At 72.2% G+C, this 20,908-nt stretch carries 22 protein-coding genes; 16 read left to right on the forward strand and 6 right to left on the reverse strand.

The window, feature by feature from the left end:
* Positions 1 to 38 precede the first annotated feature (38 nt).
* From Actob_RS13930 to Actob_RS13975, 10 genes are all read left to right on the forward strand, one after another.
* A complete protein-coding gene (locus Actob_RS13930) occupies positions 39 to 1,559 on the forward strand; it encodes an APC family permease (RefSeq protein ID WP_284920583.1) in 1,521 nt (506 codons plus the stop codon).
* Positions 1,556 to 2,155: a GNAT family N-acetyltransferase gene (locus Actob_RS13935; protein WP_284920584.1), complete on the forward strand. Its 600-nt coding sequence runs from the start codon at positions 1,556 to 1,558 to the stop codon at positions 2,153 to 2,155. Before Actob_RS13930 ends, Actob_RS13935 begins: the two co-directional genes overlap by 4 nt.
* 170 nt (positions 2,156 to 2,325) lie before the next feature.
* Positions 2,326 to 3,219 carry a 5-deoxy-glucuronate isomerase gene (gene iolB, locus Actob_RS13940; protein WP_284920585.1) on the forward strand — a complete coding sequence of 298 codons (894 nt, stop codon included), beginning with the start codon at positions 2,326 to 2,328 and terminating at the stop codon, positions 3,217 to 3,219.
* On the forward strand, positions 3,216 to 5,093 hold the full coding sequence (iolD, locus tag Actob_RS13945) for a 3D-(3,5/4)-trihydroxycyclohexane-1,2-dione acylhydrolase (decyclizing) (protein WP_284920586.1): 1,878 nt from the start codon (positions 3,216 to 3,218) through the stop codon (positions 5,091 to 5,093). Before iolB ends, iolD begins: the two co-directional genes overlap by 4 nt.
* A gap of 77 nt (positions 5,094 to 5,170) precedes the next feature.
* Positions 5,171 to 6,667, forward strand: a complete 1,497-nt coding sequence (locus tag Actob_RS13950) for a CoA-acylating methylmalonate-semialdehyde dehydrogenase (RefSeq protein WP_284920587.1) — start codon at positions 5,171 to 5,173, stop codon at positions 6,665 to 6,667.
* A gap of 5 nt (positions 6,668 to 6,672) precedes the next feature.
* Positions 6,673 to 7,572 (forward strand): TIM barrel protein, encoded by a 900-nt coding sequence (locus tag Actob_RS13955; RefSeq protein WP_284920588.1) that lies wholly within the window; start codon positions 6,673 to 6,675, stop codon positions 7,570 to 7,572.
* Positions 7,569 to 8,543 (forward strand): sugar ABC transporter substrate-binding protein, encoded by a 975-nt coding sequence (locus tag Actob_RS13960; protein ID WP_284920589.1) that lies wholly within the window; start codon positions 7,569 to 7,571, stop codon positions 8,541 to 8,543. Before Actob_RS13955 ends, Actob_RS13960 begins: the two co-directional genes overlap by 4 nt.
* Complete coding sequence (locus tag Actob_RS13965) at positions 8,540 to 9,607, forward strand: ABC transporter permease (RefSeq protein WP_284920590.1); 1,068 nt, start codon at positions 8,540 to 8,542, stop codon at positions 9,605 to 9,607. The genes Actob_RS13960 and Actob_RS13965 overlap by 4 nt, the downstream gene beginning before the upstream one ends.
* Positions 9,600 to 10,418: an ATP-binding cassette domain-containing protein gene (locus Actob_RS13970; RefSeq protein WP_284920591.1), complete on the forward strand. Its 819-nt coding sequence runs from the start codon at positions 9,600 to 9,602 to the stop codon at positions 10,416 to 10,418. The genes Actob_RS13965 and Actob_RS13970 overlap by 8 nt, the downstream gene beginning before the upstream one ends.
* Entirely contained in the window at positions 10,415 to 11,434 is a 1,020-nt protein-coding gene (locus tag Actob_RS13975; protein ID WP_284920592.1) for a Gfo/Idh/MocA family protein, read from the forward strand. The genes Actob_RS13970 and Actob_RS13975 overlap by 4 nt, the downstream gene beginning before the upstream one ends.
* Before the next feature lie 123 nt (positions 11,435 to 11,557).
* Here Actob_RS13975 and Actob_RS13980 read toward each other — a convergent pair whose 3' ends face one another.
* Positions 11,558 to 12,196: a TetR/AcrR family transcriptional regulator gene (locus tag Actob_RS13980; protein WP_284920593.1), complete on the reverse strand. Its 639-nt coding sequence runs from the start codon at positions 12,194 to 12,196 to the stop codon at positions 11,558 to 11,560.
* A gap of 54 nt (positions 12,197 to 12,250) precedes the next feature.
* Here Actob_RS13980 and paaN point away from each other — a divergent pair, with 54 nt between their 5' ends.
* The 6 genes from paaN to paaE are packed head-to-tail and all read left to right on the forward strand — an operon-like array spanning position 12,251 to position 17,475.
* Entirely contained in the window at positions 12,251 to 13,921 is a 1,671-nt protein-coding gene (gene paaN, locus Actob_RS13985; protein ID WP_284920594.1) for a phenylacetic acid degradation protein PaaN, read from the forward strand.
* Positions 13,914 to 14,834, forward strand: a complete 921-nt coding sequence (gene paaA / locus Actob_RS13990; protein WP_284920595.1) for a 1,2-phenylacetyl-CoA epoxidase subunit PaaA — start codon at positions 13,914 to 13,916, stop codon at positions 14,832 to 14,834. Before paaN ends, paaA begins: the two co-directional genes overlap by 8 nt.
* Positions 14,831 to 15,127 carry a 1,2-phenylacetyl-CoA epoxidase subunit PaaB gene (gene paaB, locus Actob_RS13995; RefSeq protein WP_284920596.1) on the forward strand — a complete coding sequence of 99 codons (297 nt, stop codon included), beginning with the start codon at positions 14,831 to 14,833 and terminating at the stop codon, positions 15,125 to 15,127. Before paaA ends, paaB begins: the two co-directional genes overlap by 4 nt.
* Positions 15,127 to 15,942, forward strand: coding sequence for a 1,2-phenylacetyl-CoA epoxidase subunit PaaC (gene paaC / locus Actob_RS14000; protein ID WP_407653640.1), 816 nt, complete (start codon positions 15,127 to 15,129; stop codon positions 15,940 to 15,942). Before paaB ends, paaC begins: the two co-directional genes overlap by 1 nt.
* A complete protein-coding gene (gene paaD / locus Actob_RS14005) occupies positions 15,936 to 16,427 on the forward strand; it encodes a 1,2-phenylacetyl-CoA epoxidase subunit PaaD (protein WP_407653704.1) in 492 nt (163 codons plus the stop codon). The genes paaC and paaD overlap by 7 nt, the downstream gene beginning before the upstream one ends.
* A gap of 1 nt (position 16,428) precedes the next feature.
* A complete protein-coding gene (gene paaE, locus Actob_RS14010) occupies positions 16,429 to 17,475 on the forward strand; it encodes a 1,2-phenylacetyl-CoA epoxidase subunit PaaE (protein WP_284920597.1) in 1,047 nt (348 codons plus the stop codon).
* On the opposite strand, the gene Actob_RS14015 is transcribed toward paaE, so the two are convergent.
* The 5 genes from Actob_RS14015 to Actob_RS14035 form a co-directional block, all read right to left on the reverse strand.
* The gene (locus Actob_RS14015) at positions 17,443 to 18,303 is read right to left on the reverse strand and encodes an alpha/beta fold hydrolase (protein WP_284920598.1); all 861 of its coding nucleotides are present in this window, start codon (positions 18,301 to 18,303) and stop codon (positions 17,443 to 17,445) included. The two genes, paaE and Actob_RS14015, sit on opposite strands and share 33 nt — an antisense overlap.
* 57 nt (positions 18,304 to 18,360) lie before the next feature.
* Entirely contained in the window at positions 18,361 to 18,963 is a 603-nt protein-coding gene (locus tag Actob_RS14020; protein WP_284920599.1) for a class I SAM-dependent methyltransferase, read from the reverse strand.
* A 48-nt stretch (positions 18,964 to 19,011) separates the two neighbouring features.
* Complete coding sequence (locus tag Actob_RS14025; RefSeq protein ID WP_284920600.1) at positions 19,012 to 19,728, reverse strand: TIGR03089 family protein; 717 nt, start codon at positions 19,726 to 19,728, stop codon at positions 19,012 to 19,014.
* Positions 19,729 to 20,104: 376 nt separating this feature from the next.
* Positions 20,105 to 20,389, reverse strand: a complete 285-nt coding sequence (locus tag Actob_RS14030) for a peptidoglycan-binding protein (protein ID WP_284920601.1) — start codon at positions 20,387 to 20,389, stop codon at positions 20,105 to 20,107.
* A 265-nt stretch (positions 20,390 to 20,654) separates the two neighbouring features.
* A complete protein-coding gene (locus Actob_RS14035) occupies positions 20,655 to 20,834 on the reverse strand; it encodes a hypothetical protein (RefSeq protein WP_284920602.1) in 180 nt (59 codons plus the stop codon).
* Positions 20,835 to 20,908: the final 74 nt, after the last annotated feature.

Consider the following 20,908-nt stretch of genomic DNA (forward strand, 5'->3'; position numbering starts at 1 on the left):
CATCCCTTCTCCCCCCCCTCAGAAAACTGGAGATCCGCGTGTCTTCGACCGCAACCCAACCCGCGGAGAGTCAGCTCTCCAACGCCCTGGCCCGGGACCGTCTCGGCGTCGCCGCCGTGGTCTTCTTCGTGATGTCCGCGGCCGCCCCGCTGACCGTCGTCGCCGGCGTGGTGCCGACCGGCCTCGCCGTCACCGGCCTGACCGGCATCTCGATCGCCTTCGTCGCCGTCGCGCTGGTGCTGGCGATCTTCTCGGTCGGCTACGTCGCGATGGCGCGGCACATCTCCAACGCCGGCGCGTTCTACGCCTACGTGGCCCGTGGCCTGGGTCGCCCGACCGGCGTCGGCGCCTCCTGGGTGGCGCTGCTGGCCTACAACATGTTCCAGGTCGCGTCCTACGGCGGCTTCGGCGCGATCGCGGCGCCGCTCTTCCTGGACTGGTTCGGACTGGACGCGCCCTGGTGGGCGTTCGCGCTGGTGGCCTGGGCGCTGGTCGGCGTCCTCGGGGTCCGCGACGTGGCGGTCAACGGCAAGGTGCTCGCCACCCTGCTGGTCGCCGAGATCGCGCTCACCGTGGTCTTCAGCGTCGCCGAGGTGCTGTCCAGCGGCTTCCACGCCTCGGCCGCCCCGGTCGACGTCTCCAGCCTGACCGGCGCCGGCTCCGGAGCGCTGCTGGTCATGGCGATCACCGGCTTCGTCGGCTTCGAGCAGTCGGTGGTGTTCAGCGAGGAGTCGCGCGACCCGCGCCGCACGGTGCCGCGCGCCACCTACATCGCCATCGCGCTGATCGCGGTGCTCTACGCGTTCGCCTCCTGGGCGATGATCTCGGCGGCCGGTCCGGACCAGGTGGTCGGCAACGCCGCCGAACAGGGGCCCGAGCTCTTCTTCAACCTGGCCTCCGGCCCGCTGGGCGACATCGCGCTGCACCTGGGCCACATCCTGTTCCTGACCTCGCTGGTCGCCGCGATGATCTCCTTCCACAACATCATCTCGCGGTACATGTTCTCGCTCGGCCGCGAGGGCGTGCTGCCCCGCCTGTTCGGCCGTACCGTGCCGGGCACCGGCGCGCCGAAGAACGGCTCACTCGCCCAGTCCACCGTCGGCCTGCTCGTCGTCGTGCTCTACGCGGTGATGGGGTGGGACCCGCTCGTGCAGCTCTTCTTCTGGGGCGGCACCGCCGGCGGCCTCGGCGTGCTGCTGCTGATCACGCTCACCGCGTTCGCCGTCATCGGCTACTTCGCCCGCCACCCGGATGGCGAGGACGTGCTGCACCGGATCGTCGCCCCGGTGATCGGCGCGATGCTCCTGGTGGTGGTCTCCTACCTGGCCCTGGACAACATCGCCACGCTGCTGGGCGTCGCGCCGGGCAGCAAGCCGGCCGTCGTGGTGCCGGCGTCGTTCGGGGTGCTGCTGCTCGGCGGCGTGCTGTGGGCGTTCTTCCTGCGCGGCGCCCGCCCGCAGGTGTACGCCGGGATCGGCCTGGGCGCGAGCAGCGCGACCACCAGCGGTGGCTTCGCCGCCGCCCTGAACGACACCACCGACCCGGGGGCCCTGCGATGAGCGACCTGATCCGGCCGGCCCGCGCCGGCGAGCTCGCCGCGGTCGGCGCGCTGATCTCCCACTCCTTCGATCACCTGGCCGCCGACGCGTACCTGGTGCCGGTTCCCGGGGACCGGGAGCGGGTGATGGCCGACTTCTTCACCCTGGAGACCGAGTACGCGTCCGGTCACGGCAAGGTCGAGGTCGTCGACCACCCGGACGGCGGGCTCGCGGCCGCCGCCGTCTGGTACGACCGGACGGCCCCGCTGCCCGAGTTCCCGGACTACCTGGAGCGGCTCACCGCGCTGGCCGGCGAGCATCTGGAGCGGTTCGGGGCGCTGGGCGAGCTGTTCGAGAAGAACCACCCCACCGAGCCGCACTGGCACCTGCAGTTCCTCGCGGTCCGGCCGGACGAGCAGGGACACGGGCTGGGTGGCGCGCTGATGAGCAACGTGCACGACCTGCTCGACGCGCAGGGCCTGCCGGCCTACCTGGAGGCCACCAACGAGAACAACGTGCGGCTGTACCGCCGGCACGGCTACACCGCGATGGACCCGTTCGAGATCCACCTCCCGGACGGCACCCCGTTCTACCGGATGTGGCGTCCCGCGTCCTGATCGGATCGCCCGCGCGCGGGGGTACGAGCCGGGGCTCGTGCCCCCGTTCCGTTGCGGTGCGGGTATTGACGTGGGCGCAGCGCCGTAATTACATCGGACACAGGTCCACTCAGCGTCGCTGGACGATCACCGACGGCGGTCGGCGCCCCGGACCCAAAAGGGGGCTGGGCATGGCGGAGACCCGGGTCAACCCGCTGGTCCGGCGGGGCAGCACCGCCGAGCGGCCCTTCGAGGTGGTGATCAACCCGGAGAACGCCGGTTGGTTGCACAGCGGCCTGCGGGTGGTGAATCTGCCGGTCGGCGGCCGGGTCAAGTTCGCCACCGGCGACGACGAGATGCTGGTCCTGCCGCTGTCCGGGGGCTGCGACGTGGCCTGCGACGACGAGCGCCTCACGCTGACCGGCCGCCGGTCGGTCTTCTCCCGGGTCACCGACTTCGCCTATCTCCCGCGGGACACCGTGATCACCCTGCGGGCGCCGAACGGCGGGCGGTTCGCGCTGCCCGCCGCCCGGGCCCGCAGCCAGCTGCCGTTCCGGTACGGCCCGGCCGAGGACGTACCGGTCGAGCTGCGCGGCGCCGGGCAGGCCAGCCGGCAGGTGAACAACTTCTGCACCCCGGAGTCGTTCGAGACCGACGCGCTGATCGCTGTCGAGGTGCTGACGCCGGGCGGGAACTGGTCGTCGTACCCGCCGCACAAGCACGACGAGGAGAGCGCCGAGGAGAGCCGGCTCGAGGAGATCTACTACTTCGAGGTGGCGCCGTCCCCGTCCGGCCGGGCGGGCTGCGGATACCAGCGGGTCTACGGCGACCCGGGCCGGCCGATCGACGTGTGCGCCGAGATCCGCAGCGGGGACGTGGTGCTGATCCCGTACGGCTGGCACGGCCCGTCGATGGCGTCGCCCGGCTACGACCTCTACTACCTGAACGTGATGGCCGGCCCCGGCGAGCGCCGCTGGCTGATCCGCGACGACCCGGCGCACGGCTGGGTCCGCGGCACCTGGACGACCCAGCAGATCGATCCTCGGTTGCCGCTGACCACGGCCCGGGAGCGGAGGCGGATGTGAAGCACCGGCTCACCGTGGCGCAGGCGGTGGTGCGATTCCTGGCGAACCAGTTCACCGAGCGCGACGGCATCCGGCAGCGGGCCGTCGCCGGGTTCCTGGGCATTTTCGGGCACGGCAACGTGGCCGGCATCGGGCAGGCGCTGCTGCAGGCGCAGCGCACCGGATCCCCGGAGATGCCCTACGTGCTGGCCCGCAACGAGCAGGCCATGGTGCACACCGCGGTGGGTTACGCCCGGATGCGCAACCGGCTGTCCACGATGGCCTGTACCGCCTCGATCGGCCCGGGCTCGACGAACATGCTGACCGGCGCCGCCCTGGCCACCGTCAACCGGCTCCCGGTGCTGCTGCTGCCCTCCGACGTCTTCGCCACCCGGATCGCCGCCCCGGTCCTGCAGGAGCTGGAGGACCCGCGGTCCGGCGACGTGTCGGTGAACGACGCGTTCCGCCCGCTGTCGCGGTTCTTCGACCGGGTCTGGCGTCCCGAGCAGCTGCCGGCCGCGCTGCTCGGCGCGATGCGGGTGCTGACCGACCCGGTGGAGACCGGCGCGGTGACCGTCTGCCTGCCGCAGGATCTGCAGACCGAGGCGTACGAGTTCCCGGACGAGCTCTTCGCCGAGCGCACCTGGCACGTCACCCGGCCGGCCCCGGACCCGCTCGCCGTGGAGCGGGCGGCCGCGGTGATCCGCGGCGCCCGGCGCCCGCTGATCGTCGCCGGCGGCGGAGTCATCTACGCGGAGGCGACCACGCAGCTCGACCGGTTCGCCCGGGAGACCGGCATCCCGGTCGCCGACACCCAGGCCGGCAAGGGCGCGCTCAGCTGGGACCACCCGAACGCCGTCGGTGGCCTCGGCGCGACCGGCAGCCCGGTGGCGAACCGGCTGGCCGGGCACGCCGACGTGGTGCTCGGCATCGGCACCCGGTACTCGGATTTCACCACCGCCTCCCGGACCGCCTTCCGGCATCCGCAGGTCAGGTTCGTCAACCTCAACGTGGCCTCCTTCGACGCCGGCAAGCTCGGCGCGCTGCCGCTGGTGGCGGACGCCCGGTCCGGGCTGGCGGCGTTGCGACCGGCGCTGCACGGCCGGCGGTTCACCGGCGACTTCCACGACGACGTCGCCGCCTGGAACGCGACGGTGGACCGGGCGTACCGGGGAAATAAGAGCAACCACCTGCCCACCCAGGCCGAAGTGATCGGCGTGGTGAACGACGCGTGCGGAGCACGCGACGTCGTGGTGCAGGCGGCCGGCAGCCTGCCCGGCGACCTGCAACGCCTGTGGCGGGCCCGCGACCCCAAGCAGTACCACGTCGAGTACGGCTACTCCTGCATGGGTTTCGAGATCGCCGGCGCCCTCGGGATCAAGCTGGCCGACCCGGGCCGCGAGGTGTACGCGCTGGTCGGCGACGGCTCCTACCTGATGATGGCGCAGGAGCTGGTCACCGCGATCGCCGAGGGCGTGAAGCTGATCGTGGTGCTGGTGCAGAACCACGGGTTCGCCTCGATCGGCGCGCTCTCCGAGCAGGTCGGCTCGCAGCGGTTCGGCACCAGCTACCGGTTCAAGACCGCGCAGACCGGCGACTACGACGGCGCGCCGCTCCCGGTCGACCTGGCGATGAACGCGGAGAGCCTGGGCGCCGCGGTGATCCGCTGCCGGACCGCCGCCGACCTGGCCGAGGGACTGAAGCGGGCGCGGGAGGCGGACCGGCTGACGGTGGTGCACATCGAGACCGACCCGCTCGCCGACGGCCCCAGCTCGGAGTCCTGGTGGGACGTCCCGGTGGCCGAGGTGGCCACCCTGCACAGCACCCGGCACGCCCGCACCGGATACCTGGAGGGCAAGCGCGACCAGCGGCATCACCTGCGACCCGGAGGCTGATCAATGAGGGAGCTCGCGACCGAATCAGGCACCGTCATCCGCTCACGGCGACGCCGGCGCGCGGCGGAGGCGGCGGCATGACCACCATCGAGCACTGGATCGACGGCCGGTTCACCGCCGGCGTGTCCACCCGCCGGGCGCCGGTGTACCAGCCGGCGACCGGCCGGCAACAGCACGAGGTGCTGCTCGGCGAACCGGACGATGTGGACGCCGCGGTCACCGCCGCCACCGCCGCCTTCGAGGGCTGGCGCGAGGAGTCGCTGAGCCGCCGCACCAGGGTGCTGTTCGCGTTCCGGGAGCTGGTCAACGCGCGGGCCGGGCGGCTCGCCGAGATCGTCTCGGACGAGCACGGCAAGGTGCTCTCCGACGCGGCCGGCGAGGTCCAGCGCGGCCTGGAGGTGATCGAGTTCGCCTGCGGCATCCCGTCGCTGGTCCAGGGCGCCTATTCGGATCAGGCGTCGGCGGGCGTCGACGTGTTCGGTTTCCGCGAGCCGCTCGGGGTCTGCGCCGGCATCACCCCGTTCAACTTCCCGGCCATGGTGCCGATGTGGATGCATCCGATCGCCATCGCCTGCGGCAACACGTTCGTGCTCAAGCCCAGCGAGCGGGACCCGTCCGCGTCCGGCTTCGTCGCCGAGCTGTGGCGCGAGGCCGGGCTGCCGGACGGCGTCTTCAACGTAGTGCACGGCGACCGGGTCGCCGTCGACGCGATCCTGGCCCACCCGGGCATCGCCGCCGTCTCGTTCGTCGGGTCCACCCCGGTCGCCCGGTACCTCCACCAGCAGGCGAGCCTGGCCGGCAAGCGGGTGCAGGCGCTCGGCGGCGCCAAGAACCACGCGGTGGTGCTGCCCGACGCCGACCTGGACTTCGCCGCCGACCATCTGGCGGCCTCGGCGTTCGGCTCGGCCGGGCAGCGCTGCATGGCGATCTCCGCGGCGGTCGCCGTCGGCTCCGCGGCCGACGAGCTGGTCGACCGGGTCAGCCGCAAGGCCGGCGAGGTGGTGGTCGGGCCGGGCCGGGATCCGGCCAGCGAGATGGGCCCGGTGATCACCGCGGCCGCCAAGGAGCGGATCGAGAACCTGGTCGCGGCGGGGGAGCGGCAGGGCGCGACGGTCACCGTCGACGGGCGCGGGGTCAAGGTTCCCGGGTACGAGAACGGGTTCTTCGTCGGCCCGACAGTCCTGGACCGGGTGGGCGCCACGATGGACGTCTACCGCGAGGAGGTCTTCGGGCCGGTCCTGTCGGTGCTGCGGGCCTCCGATGTGGACGAGGCGATCACGATGATCAACAACAATCCGTACGGCAACGGCACGGCCCTGTTCACCGCCAGTGGCGCCGCCGCGCGCCGGTTCCAGCGTGGCGTACGGGTCGGGATGATCGGGATCAACGTGCCGATCCCGGTGCCGATGGCGTACCACTCGTTCGGCGGGTGGAAGGACTCGCTGTTCGGGCAGAGCCACATCTACGGGCCGGAGGGGGTGGCCTTCTACACCCGGGCCAAGGTGGTCACCCAGCGATGGCCGGGCGAGGACGCGTTGTCCGGGGCGTCGCTGCACTTCCCGACGGCGCGGTGAGCGGGATGCGCCGCCTGCGGCTGGGCAGCTGCCCCGACTCGTGGGGCGTCTGGTACGCCGACGATCCCGCGCAGACCCCGTGGGCGCGGTTCCTCGACGAGCTGGCGTCGGCCGGTTACCGCTGGCTGGAGCTGGGCCCGTACGGCTACCTGCCGACCGATCCGGCCCGGCTGGCCGACGAACTGGCCGCGCGCGGGCTGCGGTGCGCCGCCGGCACGGTCGGCGGGGTGGGCGGACCGCATCGCGACCTGCCCGCCGTGCTGGCGGAGACCCGGCGGGTGGCCGCGCTGACCGCCGCGGCCGGTGGCCGGAACCTGGTGTTCGTGCCGGTGCCGGGTTATCGGGACGACGCGACAGGCGGCTATCTCGAAGCCGCCACCCTCGGTCCGGACCAGTGGCGCGCGCTGCTGGACAACACCGGCACGCTGGGCCGGATGGTCTTCGAGGAGTACGGGCTGAACCTCCGATTCCATCCGCACGCCGACTACCAGGTGGAGAATCAGGATCAGATCGAGCGGTTCCTGGACGGGACGGATCCGCGCTTCGTGTCGCTGTGCCTGGACACCGGGCATCTGGCGTACCGCCGGGCGGACGTCCTCGGGCTGATCCGGAAGTATCCGGACCGGGTGGGCTATGTGCACCTCAAGCAGATGGATCCGGAGCTGGCCCTGCGCGCGGAGGCCGAGGATCTCGCCTTCGCCCAGGCGGTCCGGCTCGGCGTGAGCGTCGCGCCGCCGGCCGGGGCGCCCCCCATGCCCGAGGTGCTGGCCGCGCTGGCCGCCCTCGGCGCCGACCTGTTCTGCGTGGTCGAGCAGGACATGTACCCGGTGGACCCGGACGTTCCGCTGCCGATCGCCGTCCGCACCCGTAGGTACCTCGAGGAGACAGGAGATTTCGACACATGAGGCCTTTTCTCGCCGTGGCCGCCGTGGCTGTCCTCGCCCTCGCCGCGTGCAGCGGCGGCGGCCGGGACGCCACCAAGACCGACAGCGGCGGTGGCGGGAACGCCGCCGGCAGCTCCGGTTTCACGGTCGCCTTCGTGACCCACGAGACGCCCGGCGACACCTTCTGGGACAAGGTGCGGGCCGGGGCCGAGCAGGCGGCCAAGGACACCGGGGTGACCCTGAAGTACTCCAACGACCCGGACGCCGCCAAGCAGGCCCAGCTGATCCAGAGCGCTGTCGACGCCAAGGTGAACGGGATCGCCACCACACTGGTCACCCCGGACGCCCTGGCCGGCGCGGTCAAGTCGGCCTCCACGGCGGGCATCCCGGTGGTCGGGCTGAACGCCGGCATCGACCAGTACCAGAAACTCGGCGCGCTGATGTACTTCGGCTCGGACGAGTCGCTGGCCGGCACCAGCCTCGGCAGACGGATCGCCGGCGAGGGCGTCAAGCACCCGCTCTGCGTGATCCACCAGACCGGCTCGGTGTCCCTCGAGGCGCGCTGCGCCGGCGTCAAGAGCGCCGTGCCGGGCACCGAGAACATCCAGGTCAACGGCGCCGACGACAGCGCCGTCACCACCACGTTGCAGGCCAAGCTGGCGCAGGACAAGTCGATCGACTACGTGGTCGCGCTGAACGCCCAGGTCGCCCTGGACGTGCTGAACGCCGAGCAGCAGGCCTCGTCGCGGGCCAAGCTGGCCACCTTCGACCTGAACCCGGACATCGCCAAGAAGATCAAGGACGGTCAGGTCGAGTTCGCCGTCGACCAGCAGCCGTACGTGCAGGGGTACCTCGCGGTCACCTCGCTCTACCTGTACCTGAAGAACGGCAACGACATCGGCGGCGGCAAGCCGGTGCTGACCGGCCCGTCCTTTGTGGACCAGGGCAACATCGACAAGATCCTGCCGTTCACCGAGAAGAACACCCGGTGAGGCGGTTCCTCCGGCTCCTGGCGCGCCCCGAGCTGGGCGCGCTGGTGGCGGCCGTGGTGATCTTCGGGTTCTTCCTGGCGGTGGCGCCGTCGTTCCGGTCGTTCGCCGCGTTCTCCACGGTGCTCTACCAGTCGTCGACGATAGGCATCGTCGCGGTCGGGGTCGGCCTGCTGATGATCGGCGGCGAGTTCGACCTGTCGGCCGGCGTGATCACGATCAGCGCCGGCCTGGTGAACTCGATGTTCTGCTGGTACCTCGGCGTCAACCTGTGGGCCGGTGCCGCGTTGTCGCTGGCGTTCTGCCTGCTCGTCGGCTTCCTCAACGGGTGGCTGGTGATGCGTACCGGGATACCCAGCTTCCTGGTCACCCTCGGCACGTTCTTCGTCCTGCAGGGTGCCAACCTCGGGGTGACCAAGCTGGTCACCGGCTCGGTGTCCAGCCGCGACATCAGCGCCATCGACGGGTTCACCTCGTTGCGGGCGGTGTTCGCGTGGAGCTTCGCGCTCGGCGCGGCGACGGTGTGGATCACCGTGCTGTGGTGGGCGCTCTTCGTCGCCCTGGCCGCCTGGACGCTGCAGCGGGCCCGGGCCGGCAACTGGATCTACGCGGTCGGCGGCGCCGCGGACAGCGCCCGCGCCGTCGGCGTGCCGGTGGTCCGCACCAAGATCGCGCTGTTCATGACGGTGTCGTTCCTCGGCTGGTTCGTCGGCATGCACCTGCTGTACCGGTTCAACACCCTGCAGGCCGGCAACGGCGTCGGCAACGAGTTCCTCTACATCATCGCGGCGGTGGTCGGCGGCACGCTGCTGACCGGCGGGTTCGGCAACGCCTTCGGCGTCGCGATCGGGGCCTTCATCTTCGGTACGACGAGCCTCGGCATCGTCTACGCCGGGTGGGATCCGAACTGGTTCAAGGCGTTCCTGGGCGTCATGCTCCTGCTGGCGGTGCTGGTCAACACGTACGTCAAACGGCTGTCCTCGTCGGCGCCGGCGGCGGCCGCCCCGGCGGCCGGGCCGCCCACCCCGGTTCCGGCGGCGTCCGGGAAGGAGGGCGGCCGTGACTGACACCCTGGCCGGCCACGCCGACCGCGGGTTGCGCCGCGGCGAACCGCTGGTCGAGCTGATCGGCGTGGGCAAGAGCTACGGCCCGATCAGCGCGCTGCGCGACGTCGACCTGCGGGTCGCGGCCGGCGAGGTGACCTGCGTGCTCGGCGACAACGGGGCCGGCAAGTCGACCCTCATCAAAATCATCTCCGGGCTGCACCCGCACACCTCCGGATCGCTGAAGGTGGACGGTGTGGACCGGTCGTTCTCCTCGCCGCGGGAGGCGCTCGATCTCGGCATCGCGACGGTGTACCAGGACCTGGCCGTGGTGCCGCTGATGGAGGTGTGGCGCAACTTCTTCCTCGGCTCCGAACTGGTCGGCGGGCGGCATCCGCTGGCCGGCATGCGGATCCGGGAGATGCGCCGGATCGCGGACCGGGAGCTGCGCAAGATGGGCATCGCGGTGTCCGACATCAATCAGCCGATCGGCACCCTCTCCGGTGGCCAGCGGCAGTGCGTGGCGATCGCCCGGGCGGTCTACTTCGGCGCCCGCGTGCTGATCCTGGACGAGCCGACCGCCGCGCTCGGCGTGAAGCAGTCCGGCGTGGTGCTCAAGTACATCGCGGCGGCCCGGGACGCCGGCCTCGGGGTCGTCTTCATCACCCACAACCCGCAGCACGCCTACCTGGTCGGCGACCACTTCGTGATCCTCAAGCTGGGCGCGGCGGTCCTCGACGCCCAGCGCGGCGCCGTCACGCTGGCGGAACTGACCACGCAGATGGCCGGCGGCGACGAGCTCGCCGAGCTCTCCCGTGAGCTGGACCGCCCGTGACGGGCCTGCGGGTCGGCGTGATCGGCACCGGCATGATCGGCCGGGAGCACATCCGGCGGCTCAGCACGGTCCAGGCCGGCGTGTCGGTGGTCGCGGTCACCGACGTGGACGCGGCGCTGGCTGCCCGGGTGGCCGCCGGCCTCGGCGCGGTCACCCACCCGGACGGGCTGGACCTGATCGCCTCGCCCCGGGTGGACGCCGTCGTGGTCTGCTCGTGGGGTGGCACGCACGAGGAGTACGTGCTCGCCGCGATCGCCGCCGGCAAGCCGGTGTTCTGCGAGAAACCGCTGGCCACCAGCCCGCAGGCGGCCCTGCGGATCGTGGCGGCGGAGGCCCGGCACGGCGGCCGGCTGGTGCAGGTGGGCTACATGCGGCGCTACGACGCGGCGTACCGGGCATTGAAGAAGGTGCTGGACAGCGGGGTGATCGGCGCGCCGCTGATGATGCACTGCGCGCACCGCAACGCCGGAGTGCCCGGCTTCTACGAGCCGGAGTACACCATCACCGAGACGGCGGTCCACGAGATCGACATGGTGCGCTGGATGTTCGGCAGCGAGATCGTCGCGGTCCGGGTGCTGCGGCCACGGGTCAGCCGGCACGCCGGCGAGCTGCCCGACCCGCTGCTGCTCGTGCTGGAGCTGGCGAACGACGTGCTGGTCGACGTGGAAATCTCGGTGAATGTCCGATATGGATATGACATCCGCGGGGAGATCCTGGGCGAGGACGGCACCGTCGCGCTGGGCGAGCCGGGGCTGGTCGCGGTGCGGCGCGACGGGCGGGTGGCCAGCCCGGTGCCGGGGGACTGGCGGGACCGGTTCGGCGCGGCCTACGACGTCGAGCTGCGGGAGTGGGCGGTGTCGGCGGCCGGCGGGGTGCCGGACGGGCCGGGTGCCTGGGACGGATACGCGGCGGCGGCCGTCTCGGACGCGGCGGTGCGGGCGCTGCGGACCGGCGAGCGGGTCACCGTCACGCTGGCCGAGCGGCCTCGCCCGGGCGACGAGCGGGCGCGGGCCTGACGCGTACCCAAGAAGTGAGATGAGCGCGGGAGTGTCATCGCCGACGCCGTTGGCGGCGATGACACCCGGTCGGCGGCGGAACCGTCCCGCGAGGGTTTCATGCCCACCTGGGGCAAGGTTAACTCATTGTTCTTGTTGCTCGTCTTGATCATCTGTTGTGTCGATTGTCCGAAGTCCGTCGAAAGCCAGCCGGACCACCGTCGCCGCTATCGTCTCCGGGTGGCCGCGCTCCGGCCGGTACCACTCGATCAGCGAGTTGACCATGCCGAACAGCAGTCGCGCCGCGGTCGCCGGTTCGACGTCGGCCCGGATGCCGCCCTCCGCCTGGGCCTGTTTGACCAGGTCGGTGGCGAGGGCGTCGAACTCCCGGCGGCGAGCCAGGGCGTGTTGCTCCACCTCGCTGTTGCCGTGCACGCGCAGCAGCAGGGTGACGAACTCCAGGCGTTCGGCGAGGACCAGGACGCTGCGCCGGACCAGCTCCTGCAGGCGTACCGTAGCGGTGTTCTGCTGGTCGCGCACCTGCGCGGCGGCCTCGAAGAGACCGTCCACCGCCCGGTCCACCGCCATGGCCAGCAGCTGCTCCTTGCCGCTGACGTGGTGGTACAGCGTCGACTTGGTGATGCCCAGCGCCTCGGCCACGTCGAACATGCTTGTCGCGTCGTAACCGCGCGCGTTGAACAGCCGGACCGCGGCGGCCAGCACCGCGTCCAGATCGTGCCCGGGGCGGCCGCGGCGACGGGGGGCGGGTCGAGCGGAGTCCATGACCAGAAACCTTAGGGCTTGAATAACCGACCGATGGGTTGGTAAAACGGAGAGGTGACCTCACCCGCAGACCTGTACGCCACCCACCGTGAGCTACTCGAGCGCGCCATCGCAGCAGCCGCAGCCCGCGACTACTGGTCCGCGTTCCCGGAGTCGCCCAGCAAAGCCGTCTACGGCGAGGATGCCGCGCCGGCCGGTGAGCGGGCCTTCACCGCCCTGCTCGGCAAGCAGTTCCCGATCGACGTGCCGGGTGCCACCGGCAGCGTGTCGACCGAGCAGTCGCCGTACGGTATCGAGCTCGCCGTCAGCTACCCCAAGGCCGACCCGCTCGCCCTGGTCGCCGCCGCCCGCGCCACCATCCCGGCCTGGCGCGCGGTCGGTCCCGAGGGCCGCGCCGGGATCGCCGCCGAGATCCTGAAGCGGATCAACGCGCGCATCTTCGAGATGGCGCACGCCGTGCAGCACACCTCCGGCCAGGCCTTCGTGATGGCCTTCCAGGCCGGCGGGGCGCACGCGCAGGACCGGGCGCTGGAGGCGATCGCCTACGCGCTGGCCGCCACCACCCGGATGCCGGCCCGGGCGTCTTGGTCCAAGCCGCAGCGCGGCGGCGACCCGCTGGCGCTCACCAAGACCGGCACTGTCGTCGGCCGGGGTGTCGCCCTGGTCATCGGCTGCACCACGTTCCCCACCTGGAACAGCTATCCCGGCCTGTTCGCCAGCCTGGTCACCGGCAACCCGGTGATCGTCAAGCCGCACCCCGGCGCGGTCCTGCCGCTCGCCATCACCGTGCAGATCTGCCGCGAGGTGCTCACCGAGGCCGGGATCAACCCCGACGTGGTCACCCTGGCCGCCGAGGAGCCCGGCGACGGCATCGCGGCGACCCTGGCCACCCACCCGGACGTGCGGATCGTCGACTTCACCGGGTCCAGCTCGTTCGGGGACTGGCTGGAGGCGAACGCGCGGCAGGCGGTTGTCTACACCGAGAAGGCCGGTCTCAACACCGTCGTCCTGGATTCCACCGACGACTACCGGGGCCTGCTGCGCAACCTGGCGTTCTCGCTGTCGCTCTACAGCGGACAGATGTGCACGACACCGCAGAACCTGCTGATGCCGCGGGACGGCATCGAGACCGACGCGGGCCACCGCACGCCCGAGGAGTTCGGCGCGGACCTGGCCGGCGCGCTCGACAAGCTGCTCGGCGACCCGAAACGGGCGGCCGGCACGCTGGGGGCGATCGTCAACGACGGCGTGCTGGCCCGGCTGACCGAGGCGGCCGGGTCGCCCGGGGTGGTGCACCCGTCGGCCGCGGTGACCGACGAGCAGTTCCCCGGCGCCACCATCCGGACGCCCGTGGTGCTGCGGCTCGACGCCGCCGACGAGAAGGCGTACACGCGGGAGTGGTTCGGGCCGGTGTCGTTCCTGATCACCACCGAGTCGACGGAGCACAGCCTGCGGATCTTCACGGAGACGGTGCGGGCGCACGGGGCGCTGACCGCGCTGGTGCACTCGACGTCGCCGCAGGTGCTGGCGGCGGCCCGGGAGGCGGCGCTGGACGCCGGGGTGCACCTGTCGGAGAACCTGACCGGTGGGGTGTTCGTCAACCAGACGGCGGCGTTCAGCGACCTGCACGGGACCGGCGCCAATCCGGCGGCCACCGCGTCGCTGACCGACGACTACTTCGTGTCCGGGCGTTTCTTCACCCTGCAGTCGCGGCACCATGTCTGAGTCGACATTCGCCGAGACGATCGCGAAGGACCAGCGGGTCGAGCCGCGCGACTGGATGCCGGACGGCTACCGGCAGACGCTGATCCGGCAGATCGCGCAGCACGCCCACTCCGAGATCATCGGCATGCAGCCGGAGGGTGACTGGATCACCCGCGCCCCCACCCTGCGGCGCAAGGCGATCCTGCTGGCCAAGGTGCAGGACGAGGCCGGGCACGGGCTCTACCTCTACTCCGCCGCCGAGACCCTGGGCGCCGATCGCGGCGACCTCACCCGGCGGCTGATCGAGGGCCGGCAGAAGTACTCGTCGATCTTCAACTATCCGACGCTGAGCTTCGCCGACGTCGGCGTGATCGGCTGGCTGGTCGACGGCGCCGCGATCTGCAACCAGGTCCCGCTCTGCCGCAGCTCCTACGGGCCGTACGCGCGCGCCATGATCCGCATCTGCAAGGAGGAGTCCTTCCACCAGCGGCAGGGCTACGAGCTGCTGATGACCATGATGGGCGGCACCCCGGCCCAGCGCGACATGGTGCAGGACGCGGTGAACCGCTGGTGGTGGCCGTCGCTGATGATGTTCGGCCCGCCGGACGGCGACTCACCGAACTCGGCCCGCTCGATGGCCTGGAAGATCAAGCGGCACAGCAACGACGAGCTGCGGCAACGGTTCGTCGACATGACGGTGCCGCAGGCCGCGGCGTTGGGCGTGACGCTGCCCGACCCGGAGCTGCGGTGGAACGAGTCCCGGGGGAGTCACGACTTCGGCCAGCCGGACTGGGCCGAGCTGAAACAGGTCATCTCCGGGGACGGCCCGATGAACCGGCAGCGGATCGCTCGCCGGAAGCAGGCGGACAGCGACGGGGCGTGGGTGCGCGAGGCGGCGGCCGCGCACGCGGCGAAGCACAGGAGTGGATCATGAGCGAGGAAGTCCGGCACGAGTGGCCGCTGTTCGAGGTGTTCGTGCGGGCCAAGCGCGGGCTCAACCACGTGCACGTCGGCTCGCTGCGGGCGGCCGACCACGCGATGGCGGTGCACCACGCGCGCGACCTCTACACCCGGCGCAACGAAGGGGTGAGCATCTGGGTGGTCCGCTCCGACGACGTGGTGGCCAGCGACCCCGACGACAAGGCGGCGTACTTCGAGCCGAGCGCCGACAAGGTGTACCGGCATCCCACGTACTACGCCATCCCCGACTCGGTTCCGCACATCTGATGGCCTTCGACGAAGCTTACGGTGCGTTAACCGACCACGACGACGACGCCCGCTGGGCGTACGGGACCGGCTTCACCGATCCGCTCCAGGGCGTGCCCGCCGCGATCCCGGACGGGGTGGACCGGGCCGCACTCGCCGACTACTGCCTGATGCTCGGCGACGATGCGCTGATCATGTCGCACCGGCTGCAGCAGTGGGTGACCCGGGCGCCCGAGCTGGAGGACGAGCTGGCGCTCGCCAACATCGGGCTGGACCTGCTCGGGCAGGCCCGGTTGCTGCTCACCCGGGCCGGCGAGGCCGAGGGGGCGGGGCGGGACGAGGACGACCTGGCGTACCGGCGGGAGCCGCACGAGTTCCGCAACGCCCGGCTCGCCGAACTGGCCGACCCGGATTTCGCGCACCTGGTGGCCCGGCTGCTGGTGTTCGCCACCTGGCGGCTGGCGCTCTTCGACCGGCTGACCTCGGCGGAGGATCCGGTGCTGGCCGCGATCGCGGCGAAAGGCGTCAAGGAGATGACCTACCACCGGGACTACGCGGCGCAGTGGGTGGTCCGGCTCGGGGACGGCACCGCGCTGTCGCACGAGCGGATGGCCGCCGCCGTCGCCGCGGTGCTCCCGCTGGCCGGCGAGCTGTTCGAGGGTGACGACGAGCTGCGTGCCGAGTGCGAGGCGGTCTTCGCCGAGGTGCTCGCCGCCGCCACCGTCGAGGTTCCGGCGATCCCGGCGGGACGGCGGGGCGGGCACACCGAGGCGCTGACCGAGATCCTCGCCGAGATGCAGGAGCTGGCCCGGGCGGTACCCGGAGGCTCCTGGTGAACCCGCGGGCCGTGGTGGACACGGTCACCGATCCGGAGCTGCCCATGGTGACCCTGGCCGAGCTGGGGATCGTCCGGGAGGTGCGGCAGGACGGCGACGGGGTGGTCGTGACGATCACCCCGACGTACTCCGGCTGCCCGGCGATGGAGAGCATCCGCGCGGACATCGGCACGGCGTTGCGGCGGGCCGGGTTCGGGACGGTCGAGGTGCGTACCGTGCTGTCGCCCGCCTGGACCACCGACTGGATCAGCGAAACCGGCCGCCGCAAGCTGGCCGAGGCCGGCATCGCCCCGCCCGGCGCCGCGCCGCGCCGCGGCGCCGGACCGATTCCGCTCACCCTGACGCCCCGGTCGTCAGCGGTCCGGTGCCCGCGCTGCGGGTCCGCCGAGACCGAGGCGATCGCCGCGTTCGGCGCCACCGCCTGCCGGGAACTGCGCCGCTGCCCGGACTGCCGGGAGCCGTTCGAGCACATGAAGGAGATCTGAGGTGGCGATCGGCGAGTTCCACGCGCTGCGGGTCGCCGCGGTCGACCGGCTCTGCCCGGACGCGGTCGCGGTCACCCTGGCCGTGCCGCCTGAGCTGGCCGAGCGGTTCGCCTTCCGCCCGGGACAGTCGCTCACCGTCCGCCGCTTCGAGGAGCGCCGGACGTACTCGATCTGCGCGCCGCTCGGATCGGCACCGCGCATCGGGGTGCGTGCGGTGCCCGGCGGCGCGGTGTCCAGCTGGATCGTGCGTGACCTGCGGCCCGGTGACGAGATCGAGGTGATGCCGCCGTCCGGCACCTTCACCCCGGACCTGGCGACCGGCGGGCGGCACGTGCTGATCGCGGCCGGCTCCGGGATCACCCCGGTGCTGTCCATCGTGGCGTCACTGCTGCGCCGCCCGGACACCGAGGTGACCCTGCTCTACGGCAACCGCCGGGCCGAGACGGTGATGTTCGCCGAGGAGCTCGCCGACCTGAAGGACCGCTACCCGTCCCGGCTGGAACTGGTGCACGTGCTGTCCCGGGAGCCGCGGGAGGCCGACCTGTTCTCCGGGCGGCTCGACGCGGCCCGGTTGCGTACCCTGCTGCCGCTGCTCATCGACGTGCCGGCGGTGGACCACTGGTGGCTGTGCGGGCCGTTCGGCATGGTGACCGACGCGACCGAGGTGCTCGGCGAGGCCGGGGTCGCGCCCGAGCGGGTGCACCGGGAGCTGTTCTGGGTGGACGAGGCGCCGCCCGAACCGGTCCGGCCCGATACCGAGTCGCACGGCCCGAGCAGCGAGGTCACCGTGCACCTGGACGGGCGGTCCACCACCGTCACCGTCGAGGAGGGCGTCACCCTGCTCGACGGGCTGCAGCGGTCCCGGCCCGACCTGCCGTTCGCCTGCAAGGGCGGGGTGTGCGGCACCTGCCGCGCCCGGGTGGTCGAGGGTGACGTGACGATGCGGCGCAACTTCGCGCTGGAACCGGCCGAGCTGGCCGCCGGCTTCGTGCTGACCTGTCAGAGCACCGCCGGGTCAGCCAAGGTGGTGGTCGACTTCGACGAGTGAGAGATACTCGTCGAGCACCCGCCGGAACGCGTCCGGCCGCTCGACCCACGGGTAGTGGCCGCAGGCCGGCAGGACCTCGGCGCGGCCGGCCGGGAAGAGGCCGGCGAGGGCCACCACCGGGGCGAGACCGGTCAGGCAGTCCTCGGCGCCGGCGATCACCAGGACGGGGGCGCCGACCCGGGCCAGGCGGGCGGCGAAATCGGCCGGCGGGTCGACGCTGAAGTAGGCCTGGACGGCGGGCAGCGCCCACCTGCCGACCCGGGCGTGCGCCTGCTCGGCGGGGCCCCAGGTGGCGTACCCCAGGGGTGCGCAGGCTCGGGCCCAGGCGTTGAAGGCGGCCTCGTCGGACAGGTCCGGGCCGGCCTTGGCGGCCGCCTCGGCGGCGTCGAAGGCCGCCTCGCCGCGCCGCCGGGCGATCAGCTGCTCGGCGTCCGGCGGGGTGTCGACCAGATGGGTGGCCGGCGGTGTGACCAGGGCCAGGCCGGCGACGCGATCCGGGAACCGGGCCGCGAAGGCCGTGGCGAGCCGGGTCCCGGCCGAATGCGCGACGACCACCACCCGGTCCCGGCCGAGCAGCTCCCGCAGCTTGTCCACATCGGCTGCCTGCTGCCAGTAGGAGCCGGCCGGCTCGCTGCCGAGACCGGAGCGGCCCACACCCCGCAGGTGCGGGACGACGAGCCGGTGCCGCTCGGCGAGCCCCGCGAGATCGCCCAGATAGTCGGGGTGCCGGGCGGCCCCACCGGCCAGCACGACGACCGGCGGCCGGTCGCCTGGTGCGCTGTCGTCGTAGTGGAGCGGCGTTCCGTCGAACCCGGTGTAGCTCGGCACGACCACGACCCTAGAGCACCGGCCCGGAGCCCCGGTGCGAAGCCCCGGACCGATGGCTCACTCGGGAAGCCGGGCCAGCGCGAAGATCTGGCTCTCCTGCGGGCCGTCGGTGGGCGTGAAGAAGACCGTCTCGATGGTCTCGACCGGGAGCCCGTGCGCCTCCAGCACCGCTTTCAGGTCCGGCTCCAGATAGCCGGAGACGGTCACCGGGACACCCATGAACTCGATCGGAATGCTGTCCGCGTCGAAGTTGACCATGCCGATCGCGAAGTAGCCGCCCGGCCGGAGCCAGCCGGCGATCTTGTCCAGCGTGCGCTCGATGTCCGCCTTGCTCAGCATCAGCAGCGAGAAGAACGCGGTGACGGCGTCGAACTTCCCGAAGTCGTCGGGCAGCGCGGCGAAGTCGGCGTGCACGAACTCGGCGGCGGGCACCTGCTCGCGGGCCAGCCGCAGCATCCTCTCGGCGATGTCGACACCGACCACCCGATGATCGGACGCGGTCAGAACCTTCGCGGTGGGAACACCGGTGCCGCAGCCCAGGTCGAGCACCGAGGCGCCGGCCGGCAGCAGCGAGCTGATCTTCTCGAGCAGCGCGGCCTGGTAGGGGTTATGGCTGTGCTCGCCTTGATATTTCTCAGCGATGTGATCGAAAACCTCCATGCGCGAACGCTACCGCCCGGGTTACCCCCGTTCCACAGTAGAAGAAGATCAAAATACCCGGGTCACGCCTTCGGCGGCGATCCGGTCGTCGAGGCGTGAGCGGTCCAGGTTGGCGCAGAGCACTATCGACGCGCCGGCGCTCAGCGGCGCCAGCAGCCAGATCAGCGGTTCCTCGGAGCCGGCCGCGTCGACCAGCACCCGGTCACCCCGCCGGATGCCGCGCGACCGCGCGACCTCGGCGGCGACCGCGTCGTACTCCCCGAAGGTGGTCCCGTCCGGGGTGGCCGGGTCGGTGACGGAGGCGCGATGCGGCGGCGGGGCCGCGCCCCGATGCGCGCGCACGGCGGGCAGGAAATCCCGGCAATCTTCCGGTACGTCGGCGGCACCCGCCCCGGCCGGCGCCAAGTCCAGCACGAACCGATGCCGTGCCGCCGGGAGGTGCTCCAGCCAGCTGCCCACCCGCCGCCGCTCCACGAACGTCACGTCCAGCTCCGGGCCGGCGTCGCCCAGTCCCGCGGCGCCCCACCCGCGGAACGACACCTCCAGGCCGGCCGCCCACGACCCGAGCAGCACCGCCGCCGTCTGCCAGTGCGGTGGCAGCAGCACCCCGGCCCGGTGACCGGGGCGCAGACCGCACTCCGCGACCAGCAGCGCCGCGGTGGCCGCGCTCCACGAGCCCAGCTCGGCGGCGGTCAGCCCGGTCCGCTCGCCGGCGGCGTCGTCGTAGTAGGTGATCAGTTCGGCGGTGTGGTGGTCGACGCTCATCGGTACCGAAGTTACCGGGCGGGCCGGGGCGCCACGCCCCGCCGCCCAAGCGGTGTGCCGGACCGGCCGGCGGACCCCGGCTGGCGCCCATGGTGGTCTCGCGACCCCGGATACCACCGTCACGCCCAGCCATGGCCTCGGGGCTGGTGCTGGTGGTGGTCTGGCGGGCTTGGATGCCACCGTCATGCCCAGCCGGGGTCTCGGGGCTGATGCTGGTGGTGGTGTCGGCGGCTCGGAGGTCACCACGAGGGCCAGCCGGGGCTGATCTTGGTGGTACGGGCGTACCGGAGAAGGCGGTCTGTGGGCGGTCGGACCGGGACGTCCAGCAGCGAGTCGGTGGCCTGGCGGCCGGGGTGCGACCCGGGAGGGTCGGCCGTCAGGCGGCGTCGCGGAAGGCGGTCAGGGCGCGGGCCTCGGCCGCGTAGCGGGCGAGCAGGTGGACCGTCTCCGGGCCGGCCTCGCCGTCGGCCTCCAGGCCGAGCCGGGACTGGACGGCGCGGACCGCCTCCGCCAGGTCGGCGGGGGCCGGGCCGACCTGGACGCCGAAGTCGGCGAAGAGCGAGCGCAGGCTTTCCGGATCCGCCGTGGGCCGGGTGTCGGACCAGCCGATCAGGCCGCCGACGGCGGTGCCGACCACGGTGAGCATTCCTCGTGCGGTCATCGTTACCTCCCGGATTCGCTTCGTGATTCCAGGATCGGGATTTCCGCTGTCACCGACATCTGCCGAGGGTCTCGATCACCTGTGCCCTTCTCCTACTTTCGGCCGACCGGGCCGGCGGTCCGCGAGGACCACCCGGTGGCCGCGAGGTCCGGGTGGGCCGGAGTTCCCGCAGGCCAGGCCGCTCGGGGTACGGCCCGGCCGGCTCGGGGTCGAGCCGGAGCCGGTGGCCGGCGAGGGAACCGCGGGCGGACGGGAAGGCCGGGGACTAACTCGGGCAGAGGTCGGTGCGCGCGACCTCTCGCAGCCGGCGGGCCTGTGCGGCGGAGACACCGAAGGAGGTGAGGGTGGTCGTGCTCGACGTGCAGGCCTGCGTGCCGAGGTCGGCGATCTCCTCGTCCCGGCGGTCCAGCGCCAGTTCCGGCATCTCCCGGCGGACAGCCGCCACGAAACGGTCCGGATCACCCGGTGTGGCGGAGGCGGAAGCGGACGGGCCGGCGGCCGCGGGGCCGTCCGGACCGC

The sequence above is a fragment of the Actinoplanes oblitus genome, assembly GCF_030252345.1.
Classification (GTDB): Bacteria; Actinomycetota; Actinomycetes; order Mycobacteriales; family Micromonosporaceae; genus Actinoplanes; species Actinoplanes oblitus.